At 34.7% G+C, this 16,126-nt stretch carries 13 protein-coding genes; 4 read left to right on the forward strand and 9 right to left on the reverse strand.

Annotated elements, in window-relative coordinates; all coding sequences use genetic code 11:
* Positions 1-59: 59 nt before the first annotated feature.
* The 5 genes from N4A35_10835 to metF form a co-directional block, all read right to left on the reverse strand.
* Positions 60-563: a hypothetical protein gene (locus tag N4A35_10835; GenBank protein ID MCT4581904.1), complete on the reverse strand. Its 504-nt coding sequence runs from the start codon at positions 561-563 to the stop codon at positions 60-62.
* Entirely contained in the window at positions 556-1,233 is a 678-nt protein-coding gene (locus tag N4A35_10840; GenBank protein MCT4581905.1) for a hypothetical protein, read from the reverse strand. The genes N4A35_10835 and N4A35_10840 overlap by 8 nt, the downstream gene beginning before the upstream one ends.
* On the reverse strand, positions 1,233-1,616 hold the full coding sequence (locus N4A35_10845) for a hypothetical protein (GenBank protein MCT4581906.1): 384 nt from the start codon (positions 1,614-1,616) through the stop codon (positions 1,233-1,235). Before N4A35_10845 ends, N4A35_10840 begins: the two co-directional genes overlap by 1 nt.
* Positions 1,617-1,626: 10 nt before the next feature.
* Positions 1,627-2,250 (reverse strand): ParA family protein, encoded by a 624-nt coding sequence (locus N4A35_10850; GenBank protein MCT4581907.1) that lies wholly within the window; start codon positions 2,248-2,250, stop codon positions 1,627-1,629.
* Between the two features lie 69 nt (positions 2,251-2,319).
* Positions 2,320-3,270, reverse strand: coding sequence for a methylenetetrahydrofolate reductase [NAD(P)H] (gene metF, locus N4A35_10855; GenBank protein ID MCT4581908.1), 951 nt, complete (start codon positions 3,268-3,270; stop codon positions 2,320-2,322).
* Positions 3,271-3,440: 170 nt separating this feature from the next.
* On the opposite strand from metF, the gene N4A35_10860 reads away from it, so the two are divergent.
* Entirely contained in the window at positions 3,441-4,157 is a 717-nt protein-coding gene (locus N4A35_10860) for an FkbM family methyltransferase (protein ID MCT4581909.1), read from the forward strand.
* Here N4A35_10860 and N4A35_10865 read toward each other — a convergent pair whose 3' ends face one another.
* The 3 genes from N4A35_10865 to N4A35_10875 are packed head-to-tail and all read right to left on the reverse strand — an operon-like array spanning position 4,158 to position 8,410.
* Positions 4,158-5,615: a T9SS type A sorting domain-containing protein gene (locus N4A35_10865; GenBank protein MCT4581910.1), complete on the reverse strand. Its 1,458-nt coding sequence runs from the start codon at positions 5,613-5,615 to the stop codon at positions 4,158-4,160.
* Positions 5,612-6,841 (reverse strand): hypothetical protein, encoded by a 1,230-nt coding sequence (locus N4A35_10870; protein ID MCT4581911.1) that lies wholly within the window; start codon positions 6,839-6,841, stop codon positions 5,612-5,614. The genes N4A35_10865 and N4A35_10870 overlap by 4 nt, the downstream gene beginning before the upstream one ends.
* Positions 6,842-8,410, reverse strand: a complete 1,569-nt coding sequence (locus N4A35_10875; GenBank protein MCT4581912.1) for a hypothetical protein — start codon at positions 8,408-8,410, stop codon at positions 6,842-6,844.
* A gap of 60 nt (positions 8,411-8,470) precedes the next feature.
* Here N4A35_10875 and N4A35_10880 point away from each other — a divergent pair, with 60 nt between their 5' ends.
* From N4A35_10880 to N4A35_10890, 3 genes are all read left to right on the forward strand, one after another.
* On the forward strand, positions 8,471-8,908 hold the full coding sequence (locus tag N4A35_10880; protein MCT4581913.1) for a hypothetical protein: 438 nt from the start codon (positions 8,471-8,473) through the stop codon (positions 8,906-8,908).
* A gap of 54 nt (positions 8,909-8,962) precedes the next feature.
* Complete coding sequence (locus tag N4A35_10885) at positions 8,963-12,421, forward strand: glycosyl hydrolase family 18 protein (protein MCT4581914.1); 3,459 nt, start codon at positions 8,963-8,965, stop codon at positions 12,419-12,421.
* Between the two features lie 109 nt (positions 12,422-12,530).
* On the forward strand, positions 12,531-14,777 hold the full coding sequence (locus N4A35_10890) for a T9SS type A sorting domain-containing protein (GenBank protein MCT4581915.1): 2,247 nt from the start codon (positions 12,531-12,533) through the stop codon (positions 14,775-14,777).
* 1 nt (position 14,778) lies between these two features.
* On the opposite strand, the gene N4A35_10895 is transcribed toward N4A35_10890, so the two are convergent.
* On the reverse strand, positions 14,779-16,086 hold the full coding sequence (locus N4A35_10895; GenBank protein ID MCT4581916.1) for an AarF/ABC1/UbiB kinase family protein: 1,308 nt from the start codon (positions 16,084-16,086) through the stop codon (positions 14,779-14,781).
* Positions 16,087-16,126: the final 40 nt, after the last annotated feature.

The following is a 16,126-nucleotide window of genomic DNA, read 5'->3' on the forward strand; positions in this document are numbered from 1 at the left end:
GTAGATAACAGAATTTATTAAGTAAATAATAATGTTAAGTTAACATTATTAACATTAAGTTAATAGTTTTTGGACTTTGCATAGTTTAATGTCGCTCTGACTATTTTTCCTTTCATCATTTGCAGGTACGCTTCATCCCACATCATTTTATCGGTTACAAAATCATAGCGCGCATAGCCAATAGGCTCTTTTTTTAGGAAATCAACATTCAAATCGTCTTTTTGATGAAACAGTCCAATGTCAATTTTTAGTTTAGTATTCTTATTGTACTTTTTGGGAGCTTCTTTGGTGTTAAGTACAATGAATTTGGTTACATATAAAGGTTTTTTAAATTCAACTTTATAAACGTTCCCGGTATCAAGGTTGAGTTTATACCTTCCGTTTGTTAAGTTTACGGAATCTACTTTTTGCTCATTTTTATAAAGTACAACAGCGGTGTTCTTTAATCTTTTTCGCATTTTCTCAACAGATGTAATTTTTACATCTAAATATGTTTTTGTTTCTTGAGATACAGCTACAAAAATACTCCCTAAAAATATGAGTATAGCAATTATTTTATTCACTTTCTATCGCTATTAAATGTTTGAGTGTTGCATGTTCAGTCAGAGTAATGTCTAATTGCATTTTGGAAAGATAAGTAATAATACCAGCCAATGGTTTCTCTTTAAAGTTGGAATGTTCCCAGTTGTAGTAGTAACCGCCATTATTGATGTCAATGTATTTTGGTGGGTTAATAAGGCGAAAGCAGTTTTTGGAGATAAAATCTTCGTAGCTTCTAATTTGTTTTTTTAAATCATAAGCAGATAATTTTCCTTTTAGCTTCTTTTCTCCATTTTTACCTAGTATGGTTTCTCCAGGGGTGTAATAATCATCAAAATGCTCGAGGTGTTTTAAACTAATAATGGTATCGTTTTCCACTACTGCTTCTTTGTCTAATTTTTCAGTTTTAATAATGAGTAATACCTTAACTCTGTTGATGTAGTTCACAAGTTCAGCGGTTTTATGCCTTAGCGAATCTGAAAGTTGAACGATAATAGAGTCTTTTCCTTGTTTTTTGATTAAGTCGAAATATAATTTGCTCGTTTCTTGAGTTAACAAACTTCTAGTGGATTCTAAGCCATCATTTACAATGATAAATGAACTGTATATCTTCTCCTTAGATCCACTTTGAGCTTTTACCAATGTTGAGAAAGACAACAAAACAACTAACGTTATGGTAATGTGTTTACCCATTATTTTCTTTTTATCAATTGAGTAATTCCCTCTAGTACAACGTTTACAGATGTTTTTCTAATTGTTCTCATTGTTTTAAATGCTGTTGTGTTTTTTAGTAGCGGGTCGATTTTTACCCCCTCTTCTAAAAGTTGTAGCCAAAGTTCAGTAAAGCTTTTGTTTTCTTTTTCAGCTTTATCGTGTAGGTATTGCGCAAGGTCTTCTAGCGATTTGTTTGCTTTTGAGAAAGTTTTGGGCTGAACCGGTTTGGGTACATCTACCAAATTATTTGGAGCTCTAGAAATAAAGTCCTCTTTAGACTTTACATTTCCTAAATCTATTTCATTAGGGTTTTGATTTAAAAAATCAGATAAATCAGATAAAGTATTGTGTTTTCTTCCCATTTTTTTATTGCTAAAGTTGTTTAATAATTTGGTTGGCAACATTAAGATAACGCTTTTCCGCAGTAATCGTGCTTGGAGAAGTATAAATTTTACGTTGTGGAACGTAAGTATCAATAACCTCTGCCTCTAAGTTCTTTAACACTTCTTTTACCGTCTTCAAACGGGTATGCGAGTGTATACGGTTAGGTAAGATACATAGTTTCAGTTGATGGTTGATAGCCTTGGCTGGCAATAGATCCTTTACCGTTTGGTACGTGACTAATAAATCATTCTGCGTTAGACTGGTTGTAATGATAACCATGTCGCTTTCCAAGCATAACTCTCTTATTCCTTGATCAGTTGTTTTTCCAGCACTATCGACAATGATAATATCAAAACTTTTTTTCGCTCTTAAGGCTTTAATTTCATCAGCAATTCTGTGGTCCTCAGAGGCTAAAATAGGAAAGTGTGTGTCTTCTTTTTCTTTCCTTTTAAAAAGCTCTAACTTTCTTGATGAAATGAGGGTATAGTTCGTATCTGTCTCGACTAATAAAACGGAATATCCAATTTTATTCAACGAGGTAGCTAAATTGATGGCATTTGTTGTCTTTCCAGATCCACCTTTTCTACTTATAAAAGAAATTACTTTTGTCATTCTAAAATCTATTTTTTCAATGGAGGTTGTGAACCAACTATCAAACATAACTAATTTTTTCGTTTTTTATTAAAAGACCTCACTAGCAATAGCTTTTACAGCTTCTCCTTTTCCCATTGTGTAAAAATGTAATACCGGAACATTGTGCTTAACCAATTCTTGAGCTTGTTTTATTCCCCATTCTATTCCTACTTGTTTTACTTGCTCATTGGTCGTGCATTTTTCTAATTCGTTAGAGAGGTCAATAGGTAAGTCGACGTTAAAAAACTTAGGTAGAAAAGAGATGTGTCTCATATTCGTGATAGGTTTTAACCCTGGGATAATAGGAACATTAATACCAATGTTTCTGCATTTGTCTACAAAGTCAAAGTATTTTTGGTTATCAAAAAACAGTTGAGTGACAATAAACTCAGCCCCAGCATCTACCTTTTCTTTTAGATGTTTTAAATCAGAAGTTAAGTTCATGGCCTCAAAATGTTTTTCAGGATAACCGGCTGCGCCGATACAAAAATCTGTAGGTGTATTTTGATTCAGTCCATCTAAGTAGTTCCCCTTGTTGAGGTTACTGATTTGCTCTATTAATTCAACAGCATAGCGATGACCTCCTTTCTCAGGGTGAAAAGAAGCTTCTGTTTTGATAGGGTCTCCCCTCAAAGCCAAAACATTATCGACGCCCAAAAACTGTAAATCTATCAATGCATTTTCGGTTTCTTCGACATTAAACCCTCCACAAATAAGATGAGGTACTGCATCTACTTTATATTTATGCATTAATGCAGCACATATTCCTACCGTACCAGGTCTTTTTCTGATAGATATTTTTTTTAACAAACCATCTCCCATGTCTTTGTAAGAATATTCTTCTCTATGATAGGTGACGTTGATAAAAGGAGGCTTAAACTCCATTAAAGGGTCGATTCCTTCATACAGAGACTCAATGCCTTTACCTTTTAATGGGGGTATTATTTCAAAAGAAAACAATGTTTTATCTGAGTTTTCTATGTGTTTAGTTATTTTCATGGTTAAATTAAAGAAACAAATATACTCTCCATAATTAACTCTACCAAGCTCAATGGAGGTTCATTTAGTATTTGTGAATAGGGTTAGTAATAAGCTTAGAATATTAAAATCAAACCTCATAATATTTGTTTTATCGGCGATATAACACTACTTTTGGGGTCTTTTGAGAAATGAAAGAGACGTTAAAAAATATTCTAAAAAAGTTACCTATAAATGTAACGCGTAATCAAAAATATGATGCGCTTACGCTTAAAATAATGGAAATTGTTTTGGAAGAAAACTCTTCATTTGTAGATGTAGGTTGTCATAAGGGAGAGCTATTAGAAGAGGCTTTAAGACTGGCACCTAAAGGAGCTCATTATGCTTTTGAACCTATTCCAGAATTGTATAAAGAGCTTATTGATTCTCATGGTGATATTGCCGAAATAAAGAACATTGCATTAGGCGATAAAAGAGGGGTGTCAACATTTAATTTTGTAAAATCTAACCCAGCATATAGCGGAATAAAAAAACGCGCTTATCCCAAAAAAGAAACAATCGAAGAAATTGAAGTGAAGTTGGATACGATGGATAATCAATTGAGATTAGCTGAGCGAATTAACTTAATAAAAATTGATGTCGAAGGTGGAGAAATGGGAGTCCTTAAGGGTGCTGTAAATATTTTAAAGAAGTGGAGTCCTGTTGTTATTTTTGAACATGGGATAGGAGCTTCAGATTATTATGGTACAACACCTGAAGAAATGTGGGAGTTCTTGAATGAAAATGATTATTGTATCTATAGTTTAAGAGGGTTTGTAGCGAATAAAACGAACTTAACAATTGAGCAATTTATCAACCTTTTCGAGACCAATAAAGAATATTATTTTATAGCTAAGGCTAAGGTGTAATTATCTTAATACAACTATTTTTTTTACAATAACGTTGTTTCCTGCTTTTATTTTTAAGAGGTACTGCCCGTTTTTAATGTGTTGTGGAAGGGAGATTGGTTGTTGAGCTGAATAATTGGAAGAGTATACTTCTTTTCCAATTAAACTATACATTTCAATATTGCCGTTTGGGGCCTCAGGGAAAACGATCGAAAACTCTCCTTTTACGGGATTAGGATATACCATTAAACTCGTTTCTTGTTCTTTTTCGGTTACAGCTGTATAGCATTTTCTAGGAACAGCTTTTAATGTCGTGTTTTGAGGGTTATGAACATTAACAGAACGAATTCTCATTAAGTAAGCATCGGCATACCCATGGGTTTGAGAATTTGCTATACCTGCTATATAGATGGTGGTATCATTTTCTTTAACCATTGCTGTAGGTATATCGTCATGTCCTCCATCATATATATAGCCATTGAGCCAGTGACCGAGTGAATTGGTAAACATAATCATTGTTGATTTCACACCAGGACCACCATAGGATTCTGTATAGGAAGCCACAATTAGATCTCCATTTTGAAGTTCAACCAAATCGATTCCACGATCGTTATATGTACCAATGCTAGTTTGTACTTGGTGTAGTTCTGACCAAACGAAATTACCAGCACTATCTACTTTGAAAAGCATATAGTCTTCACTTGTAGAAACATAACTAGATGTTGTTCCAAAACCTACAATACCTCCATCTTGTGTTTTGATAATACTGTTACAAAAATCGTCATTTACACCTCCTATTTTCTTAGACCACAAGGTGTCTCCTGAGTTAATGTTTAAGCTGAGTAATAATATTTCTTTCCCCAACCCATCAACTTCACTATATCCTGTTGCGATAAAAATAGAATCGTTATAGGAGATTAATTTGTTCAATTGTTGGTTGTTGGGAGCGTTTAGTGTTGTAGTCCAAATCGTATCTAAGTTATGATCTGTTTTAAATATAAAAGCATCATAATTCTCGCCATTGTGTGTTTTTCCAACTCCCAAGACATTATTTCCAGCCGTAGTGATGTCATAACAAAAATTCCAGTTAGCTATAGCTAATGTTTTCTCGGTAATGATGTTGAGTTGTGTATCCATTTTAGTTAAGAGTACATCATAGTCATTATTTTGGTCAGTATAACCTCCAGTAAAGAGCTGACCATTGTTATTGGTGGATACCGCTTCAATAATTTCAATAGCTTCACCGCCAATCAGAACACGCTGATATAAAGAATCCCCTTTGTATTTGATCACAAAACCATCATTCGATTCACATTCATTAGTATGGCCAGCTAGGTATAAGTATCCATCTAAAGTGTCAATAGCGGTAGCAGATTCGTTACTTTCGTTTCCTATTATCGTATAGTCAACAATAGATGTTTGACCAATACTGAAGAAAAAAGAGAATATTGTTAATACGAGTATTATGTGTTTTTTCATAATTGATATGCTATTGATAGACCAAGAGATTTTCCATAAGCGCTATTAGAGAAAAAGCCGAGCACATTGTTAGAAGTTACTCCTATTCTCGTATTGTTTAAAGCAAATTGTGTAGCAATTCCCCATTGAAAATTTCCATACCCTCCATGGCTAATATAGGTTGATGTGTTGATGTTGTTATTAATTTTGAAGTTTCCTCCTGCATATAAGAAAGCTTTGTAGGCGCTTTGAATTTTATATCTGAACCCATAAATAAGCTCTATACGTTTTTGATAGGTAGGAAGCTGGTAAAAATAGATCTCGAAAGGAAGGATTGAAGTCGTGTTAGAAATTTCGGTTTGTACCCCTAAAGAATCTTCTATCGCATCGGGTGCTAGTAGATCTGTACTGATATTGGATAGGTTGTTAACCGCTATTCCATCATAGGTGTATGTTTCTTTCGAGGAAATTTGATAGGTGTTTTGTTGAATTAAAAAACCAACATTTTTAACTCCAACAATAATTTTAGGAGTGTTTAGACCTTCTTTTAGTTGAAAAACAGTTTCTAAATCAACTCCAATACCAATGGCATTGTTTGAAAAAAGATGAATGTTTTTATTCGTGTCTACAGCAAAGTAGTTTCCCTCAATATCAATGGAGAGTTCACCTCCTGTTGAGTCTGTAAAAAATAATCCTTTTGTAATTTCAGCACCAGAATTATTATTAAAAGAAGATAATGTTAATCCAATTTTTAGTTGATTTTTCTTATTTAAACCAAAAGAAAAAGAATTCATATCTCTAAGGTAGTAGGCTGATGGAGATAAAACAGAAGTGTCGCCCATTAACTCTTTGTTTCCAAAAAATAAAAGTTGATAGAGGTCTTGAGTAAATTGCGTTCCTAAGTTATAGTTGTAGGATAGGGAGGTATAAAATCCCCAATCTTTGATGAGGTGACTGTTAGCGTTAGCATACTGAAGAGTTGTATTAAACTCTCCCCCAAGATGATTGAGTCTTTTTGCTTTTTCTAAGCTTTGCTTTTTTTCACTGTCACCAATAAAACCACCATATATAAATTTATTTATGGTACCGTTGTTAAAAATAGAAGAACTGTAATACCCTTCTGACTCTAAACTCAAGAACACACTATTACTATCTAATTTTATAGTCCTTGCGACACTATTTCCTAATTGTTGCCCAACTGCGGAACAATAAATAGAGAATAAAAGGATGCTGTATAATAATTTCATTTATTGGATTTTGTTCTGGTATGTAAAGTCAGCAATGGACTTAAATTTTATTCGGTAAAAGTCATAAATGTTAAGTGGGCTATAACCATCGGGACTATCAAAAGTAAGATGAAGAATAAGCTGATGATCTTGTTTTAGCAATTCAATTGCAGCTTCATTTAAGATGACTTCACAGTTAGAGGTGGTTGATTGTTCAACGATACCCGAGTTGTTGACAATACCCGATTCGATTATATTGTTAGAAAATAGCTCTATGTTATTGGCGTTGTTTTTTAGCGACAATGTAGCCTCAAGTGGAAATCCGTTCTCTATTTCAAACAAAAGTTTCCCTTTTATGACTTGTTCAAGATGCGCTGTGTTGATTGTAATAGTGTCTACTAATATTAATTCATTGGCAATAAAAGACAAAGGCATATCTATCCCCATGTTGATTTCAAAAGGGGCGTCATATCTAATAAAATCATGATGTCCAGAAATATTGCCTAGTGGGTTGAGTTCTAAATCTAAACTATATAAAATAGAATCAGGTAAGTTTTCAATCCATTGCTCTATGTTAGAGTTGTTGGAGTTTAAATTGGTAGAAAAAACAAAAGGCGTAATGTCGTTTCCGTTCTTTTGAGCTCTATTTAAGTGGTTTTCGCTTCCAATGATGGCATGAGAAAGCGGAATGTTTGCGGTTGAGCTCATAGAATTTAAGTTACCAATAGAAAACTTTGCATCAGCACCAATGCCATTAATGATTTCTAAGTCGATATCAACCTGGGCTAAATCTACAGAGCCACCTATGATGTTTTGCATTTGTTGCAATTCATTTTTGTTGTTAGCAATTGTTGTAAGTTGATTGCCAAAGTAGCCTTCTGCATATTCTATTTGGAGGTTTGAAATCGTGTTGGTAATTAATACAGAATCTTGGTTGGTTATCGTTAAATTACCATTGTGGTTTTCAGATAACTTTATTTGTATCAATGTACTTAATGTGTTATATGTATTTTGGTTAGTGCCAGTTAAGTCGATGGTGTACCCTGCCAAACTGAAACTCCCGGTTAATAGAGAAGAACTGTTGTTTGCAGCAGGAACAGTTACAGTTTTGATAAAGCTTTCTCCAAAACTGTTTGTTGCATTTGCTATGCTATAATCATAAATAACATCACCAGAAATATTACTACTAATTGTATAGTGTAAAGTTCCTCCTTTAATTTTTACCTGAGTTAATTCAACATCATTGATGTTCAGGGAAATGTTTTCGGGTTCAGAAACAAAAGTTTGACCTGGAGCACAATTAATTCCTGCAGAGAAAGGGATTGTATATGCGTTTTCTATAGTAGTGTCTGGTAATTTTACTAGTGAATCAAAGTTGAGTTGGTAAATATTAGTTGAAAAGTTAAGTTGGATAGATTGGTCAGGGTTACTCTGAATAACAGAATCTGCTAATAAATCTGTAATGCTTAAGTCTCCATAAAAAACTGGAGCAACAATATCGGTGTTCCAACTAAGGGGGCTTCTTTCCTTTTTACAAGAAAAAAACTGTATTAAAATAATGAAAGAAAATATTTTTGTTAAAAAGTTCATAACTAGAAATCAAATGTAGTTAAATCATTTAAATTTGAAATAGAATTTTTGTGATTCACAATGAAAAAAAGTAACATAATAAGGTTAATTACTGGAGCTATTATTGGGGCTTCCTTTATGTTGTTGCTATTTTATATTTGGCATGGGGTTGTTTTAAATGACTTAAGTTTTTTACAATATGACCAAAATATTTTTATTGGGTTGCTTAGTTTGGTGTATTTATCTATAGCTTTTGCCCTGTCATTTGTGATTGCAGTATATAATCCAGAACAAAATCGTTTCTTTAAACACCTTAGTATTGGCGTTTTTATGGGTTTTTTAATTTACCTAATTGTTTTTGTCTTAGGTATTTCGTTTAATGGAGGAGGAATAGAACACATTGTACTAGATCTTTCTTGGCAAATGCTAGAGCAAATGTTAGGAAGCGGAGTTGTATCGATTTATTATTTAGTTTCATATAGATTAGATAAGTTAAGGAAGATGGAATCTTTTGATTAGTCTATTTTTTTAGTTGTTAAAAAATTGTAAATTGGCTTTTTAAAATAGTTTGAAATGACCAAGTTTAGTCTGATTTTTGCATTGCTACTTCCCGTTTTTTTATTTTCTCAAAGTATTCACCAACAACAATCTAGTTATTATTCTTCTGTGGGTAAAACTTGCGATTGGTATGAAAATAACACTGTTGCAGCTGCGCCAATTGCTAGAGCAAAGTCGAGTTGTAATCTGAATAAAATAGTTTATGGGTGGCATCCATATTGGATGGGGAATTCTTATCAAAATTATGATTGGGATTTATTGAGTCATTTTTCTTTTTTCTCTTATGAGGTTAATGCATCTTCTGGTAATGCTAATTCTACTCATGGATTTGCTACATCTTCAGCTGTTACTGCAGCAATCAATAGTGGAAATACAAAAGTTACCTTATGTGTCACCTTGTTTAATGATCATAATACCTTTTTAAATAGTTCAAGCTCAAAGCAAACATTAATCACTAATTTAATTAATTTGATACAAAACAGAGGAGCTCATGGTGTTAATATTGATTTTGAAGGACTACCATCTAATCAGAAAACAAATTTTGCCAACTTTATGGTTGATCTAGCGAATCAGATGCATGCCGCTGTTCCTAATTCTCATGTGAGTACTGTTTTATATGCTGTCGATTGGAATGATGTATTTGATTTTTCTATTATGAATGCAGCAGTAGATCATTATATCATTATGGGATATGATTACTATTGGAGTGGTAGTAATACGACTGGACCGAATGATCCTTTGTTTCACTTTGGTTCCAATTACAATTATACACTATCAAAATCGGTGACTTACTATTTAGATAAAGGATGCCCAAAGAATAAATTGGTATTAGGATTGCCGTATTATGGTAGGCAATGGAGTACAACTAGTACTAATGTTCCTGCAAGTACTGTAGGGTCAGGGACTCCTGTTTTGTATAAGGATTTGATGACGAATTCAAGTGGCAATTATTCGGTAGGAAACCATCAATATGACAACGATAGTTATACAGATATTTATGTGTTTAATAGTGGAGGTACAAAACAATGTTTTATCACTAAAGACACTGGAATGAGAAAAAGATTAGAGTTGATCAATAATACAGGTATTGCGGGAATGGGAATATGGGCGCTAGGCTATGATGATGGCTATACTACTTTTTGGTCAGCAATAGAAGATTATCTTACGGATTGCGCTGAACAACCTTGCCCTGGAGAACTACATGATTTTGGAGGGCCAACAAGAGATTATTACAATGATGAAGATTATACTTGGACAATTGCGCCTCCAAATGCTGGAAGTATTACCGTTAATTTTTCATCTTTTAGTTTAGAAAACAACTTTGATTTTCTGTATGTATACGATGGGCCTAATACGAGCTCTCCGCAAATAGCAGGAAGTCCCTTTACTGGTACATCAATTCCAGCAAGTTTTACCTCTTCGTTAGGAGCACTAACTTTTAGGTTTACATCAGACGGAGGAAATACAAGTACAGGGTTTAACGGTACCTATACTTGTGCAAATGGAAGTACTGTACCTACTACAACGATTAGTTCCAATAACCAATGGAAAACAGCGGATTTTAATACCAGTTTTACAGATCAAGATAATGTAGGGGTAACTGATAGCTTTTACCTTGTTGCAGATTTTGATGGAGCTGAGTGGAGAGCCAACCCTTTAAAGGGATTCCTTTATGAAAAATTTGACTTAGCAAGCTTACATACTGATTGGACGACTCATGTAGGAACATGGAATGTGGTCTCAAACGAATTGAAACAGACAAATGAAACTTCCAGTAATACGAATGTTAGTTTACCTATTAGTCAAGCCAACCAGTATGAGTATTTATATGAATGGAAAGGAAAAATAGAGGGGACAGGAACAAATAGACGTTTTGGAATGCATTTCTTTTGTGATGATGCCTCCCAAACCAATCGAAATAACTCTTATTTGGTTTATTGGTATCCAGATCAGGGAAAGTGCCGTTTACATAAAGCGACCAACAATACTTTAGGTTTTATCACAGAAACAAATGTTAGTTTTAATGCTGGCTCATGGTATAATTTTAAAGTTTATTACAATCCAACTACAGGTGTTATTAAAGCCTATTTAGATGGTGTTTTAACTTTGTCGTATACCGATTCCTCTCCATTGCAATCAGGAAATTCTGTAGCCTTAAGAACAGGAGAAGCTGTTGGTTATTTCGACGATATTAAGGTGTTTAAAAGCAGAGGAAGTAATGCTTCCATTACTGTTGGTAGCCCTACCGACGATATTCGATATCAAAACCCTAACCCGTCAACACCTTCTGGAAGAATAGAGTCTATTGTTTTAGATGGAAATGAGAATTGGTCAACTACTGCTGTACAGTTAGAAAATGTTGATTGGACAGCTCCCAATTCTGTTACCATAAACGATGGGCCAAATGCAGATATCAATACATTTAATACTCCTAATCAAATTCAGGCTAATTGGACAGCTTCTTCAGATGGAGAGTCAGGGTTGTTAGAGTATTTATATGCTGTAGGAACTGCTAGTGGAGGAACTGATGTTGTGAATTGGACAAGTAATGGAACAAATGTTTCGATGACGCATACAGGGCTTACTTTAGTTAATGGAACAACTTATTATGTATCTGTTAAAGCAGTTAATAATGCTACTTTAGAAACAGCTTTGATTAGTTCTGATGGGCAAACTTTACAGGGGTCTGGAGGAGCTCCTTATGCAGATTTTAGTCATTCAACAACGGTAATTTGCCCAGGCGATTCGGTTCAGTTTATTAATAATTCTTTAAATGCGACAACATTTTCTTGGTCTTTTGGTCAGGGGAGTCCAGCTAGTAGTTCATTAGAAAATCCTAGTGTTGTTTTTCCTAACTCGGGAACCTATACGGTATCTTTGGTGGCAATTGGTCCTGGCGGAACAGATATAACCACTCAAAATGTTAATATTGTTGTTTCATCAGCTCCAACTGCAGCTTTTGCACCATTGAGTAATCCTATATATTTACCAAACGCAACGGCTTATTTTGTTAATAATTCAAGTAGTGCTAATAACTACCATTGGGACTTTGGTAATGGTGCGACATCTAACGATGAGTCACCATGGACGATTTATTCAACTGCTGGAACCTATACGGTTACCCTTATTGTCGATAATGGAGTTTGTGGTAGTGATACAGCTACGTTTGATGTGGAAGTAGTAAATAATGTAGGAGTCAATGATTTATTAGCACCTGCTCAAGGACTTAGGTATTATCCTAATCCCTTTAATGTTGATCTAACTCTTGAGTTTATTGCTGAGCAACCAGAAAAGATCAAGCTTGAGGTTTATAATGTTATTGGAGAGCTTGTTGTAGAAAAAATGATTGAAGTCAATAAAGGGGCTAACCTTGTGATGTTAAATGATGCTTTAAAGCACTTGTCAAAAGGAAGTTATTACATGGTGTTGATGACTCAATCTGGGAATTTTGGTCAAAAAATCATAAAAAAATGATATTGCTATAGAAAAAAGCATAAAAAAGTGAGAAAAATCATTGTTTTTTCATAAAAAATTATAACTTAGTCTCTTTCATGGAAAGGCTACCCCAGCAAAACCCCTTTTTATGAAGTATCTAGGTCTTATAGTAGTTTTTTTATTAGTTGTTAGTATCAACAGCTTTTTTGGACAAGTAATTGTTTCTTCTTCGCCAGAAGCATCTTGTGATGGAAGTCCAGTTACACTTAGTGCTACAGCTCCTACGAACTGTTCTGTATATTCAAATTCAACAATAACTTTTGCTCCACAGGCTGTTTCAGGTTCTGCAACAACAGTTTCTTTATCGGATGATGTAGTTTCGGGCTTGTTGCCAATAGGTTTTACATTTAACTTCTTTTGTAATGATTATACACAATTTAGAATTTCTTCTAATGGCTTTATTACATTTAATAATAGTGGTTCTAATGGTTGTTGCTCTGGGCAGAATTTACCAAATGGCTCGAACCCCAACAATTTAATTGCTTTTGCTTGGGAAGATTTAGATCCTGGTAATGGAGGTCAGCCAACTGAAAACCTTATTCGTTATGAAACGATAGGGACAGCTCCTAATCGAATTTTAATTGTCGACTTTTTTAATGTCGATCATTATCCTAATAATAACAATGTAACAGTTCAATTGCTCTTATACGAGACAACCAATGCCATAGAAATTCATACTACTACAATGCCTAGTGATGGCGGTCGACATACAATGGGAATTGAAAATGCGGATGGAACTGTAGCTTATACTGTGGCTGGAAGAAATCGTTCGAATTGGTCAGCGGCTAATGAGGGAATCCGTTTTGTTCCAATAGCTTGTACAGGAATTACCTATGATTGGCAAAGTCCATTAGGAACGAGTATTGGCTCTGGAAGTTCGATTGTTGTTTCTCCAAGTGTGCCAACTACTTATTATGCTGTTGTAAATAGTTCTTGTGGAACGGAGACAGCATCTAGAAATATTAATGTGTTATCTATTGATGCAGGGAATGATCAGTGTACAGGAGGTGGAACGATAACTTTGTATCCGAATACTACTTTTCCAACAACTTGTGATGATTATGATATTACGACTGTTGCTTTTGCCCCACAGACAGTTTCAGGTTCTGCTACAACAGTCTCTTTATCGGATGATGCAATGTCGGGTGCTTTACCAATAGGGTTTACGTTTAATTATTTTTGTAACGATTATACTCAGTTTTATTTGTCTTCCAATGGTTTTATTTCATTTAGCTCCGGACAGCCTAATGGCTGTTGCTCTGGTCAAAATATCCCCAATGCCTCAGCGCCTAATAATTTAATTGCTTTTGCTTGGGAAGATCCAGATCCAGGAAATGGAGGACAGCCAGCTGAAAACCTGCTTCGATATGAAACGATAGGAACAGCTCCCAATCGAATTTTAATTGTTGACTATTTTAACGTCGATCATTATCCCAATGGAAATAATATGACTGTTCAGTTGTTACTGTACGAAAGTAATAGTTCTATTGAGGTTCATACCACGACAATGCCTACAGATGGAGGTGATCATACTATGGGAATAGAAAATTTAGATGGAACAACAGCATTTACTGTTGCTGGTCGAAATGCTGCGAGCTGGTCTTCTTCTAATGAGGGAATTCGTTTTTCTCAAAAAAATGGGTCTGTTGTTTCTTGGTCTCCCCCAGCAGGGTTGTCTAGTACCACTGTATTAAACCCTTTGGCTTCACCTGCAACAAGTACAGATTACACTATTACTTTGGACGACGGTAATGGTTGTGTTTTGAGTGACGTTGTTAACGTTAGTCCAGCCTGTCCATTACCAATAGAATTGGTTGGGTTTTCAGGCGAATGTGTTGATGACGGTATTCATTTTAATTGGACTACTGCATCAGAAATTAATAATGATTATTACACCATAGAACGCTATGATGAATACAGCGGGAAATGGATTGGTGTGGCACAAATAGAAGGTGCTGGAAATAGTAATGAGTTTTTGTCCTATGATTTTCTAGTTACAACAATAGATAAAGGAGGATATTTCCGTTTAAAGCAGACGGATTTTGATGGAGAGTATGAATACTCATCTGTAGAATATATCTCCTGTGATCATCAGCACGTAGAAGTAAGAGGTTTTCCTAATCCTACAGCAGGAGAGTTTGTTGTTTTGATTGATGATCAAGATTTAAGATTTGCCGAGATTTCGATATATGATGCGCTAGGGGAAGTGGTACTTCATCAAGGAACACAAGAAAGTAAAACAACATTAGAGGTGTCGATGCTGAAAAAAGGCGTTTATAACGTAAATGTGGTTACGAAATACTATTCAAAAGTGTTGCGTTTAGTGAAGTTGTAGTTTAAAACTGAAAAGAGGTTTTTGTGTTTACCGTAGCTTTTAACTCATGTAAAATTGAAAAGAGGCCAAAATATGCTCTGTTGATATATAGGATATGTCTAGAACCTCTTGCAGCACCATTTTTCCTTACATCTTTACTCTTCGATAGTTCTTCTCCTTTCGCATATATTTTGTTGAAGTAATCTTCATCTGAGAAGTCAAAAGACTCTACAGTAAAAGGGTAGATTAGCAAATGAAGAGATTCTTTGAAAATATTAAAGAAGAAAGTTTTGGCTTGAGCTGTATCGTCTTCGTATAAGAATTCAAGGTAATAGAAAAGTTTTCTTAGCTTTTCATCATTGTTAAAGTACTCTGGGTTGATTAACTGGAAATAGTTTTGGTAAAACTCTTCAGGGATGTGTTTTACACAACCAAAATCTAATACTCCAATGTTGCCTTGTTCATCAAATAGAAAGTTTCCAGGGTGAGGATCTGCGTGGATTGCTTTAAGATTGTTAACATGAAAATCGTACATGTCCCATAAATGCTGCCCAGCTTTATTTCTTACTTCTTGAGAAGGGTTGGTTTTTAAAAACTGATCCAAGTGCATTCCATCGAGCCAGTCCATTGTTAGGACTCTTTTTGCAGAAAGCTCGGGGTAATACTTCGGAAACCTAATGCCTTGTAAATTACTGCTGGCTTCACTTATTTCTATCGATTGCTTTAGTTCTAGTTCATAATCTGTTTCCTCCAATAATTTACTTTCAACTTCTTCAAAGTATCTTTTGACTTCCTTTTCCTTTAAGCCAAGCATTTTCATTGCGATTGGTTTAACCATAGTAAGGTCGGAGTGAACACTTTCTGCAACGCCAGGATATTGAACTTTAACGGCAAGCTTTTTTCCATCTTTCTCGGCTAAGTGAACCTGTCCAATCGAAGCAGCATTAACTGCATTTTTAGAAAAAGAATCAAATAATTCGGTAGGAGTTTTAGCAAAGAGCTGTCTAAATGTTTTCACAACAAGAGGATAAGATAAAGGAGGAGCGCTATACTGGGCTAATGAGAATTTGTCGATCATCGCTTTAGGGAGCGTATTCTTGTCCATACTCATGATTTGAGCAACTTTTAAAGCGCTTCCTTTGAGTTCACTTAGTGAATTGTAGATGTCTTCAGCATTGTCTTTGTCTAGTTGTTCTTTGGCTTCTTCTTTGTCTCCAACAGCAGATTTGGCGTAGTATTTTACATAATTTCCTCCTAGTTTTGCTCCAGTAGAAATTAGTTTAGCTGCTCGTTTGACTTTGCTTGTTGGGATTTTATTTTGCTCTTTCATGCTGAAAAATATTTAGGGAACTCCCTATAAAGTTACAAAA

The sequence above is a fragment of the Flavobacteriales bacterium genome (assembly GCA_025210295.1).
Classification (GTDB): domain Bacteria; phylum Bacteroidota; class Bacteroidia; order Flavobacteriales_D; family Parvicellaceae; genus S010-51.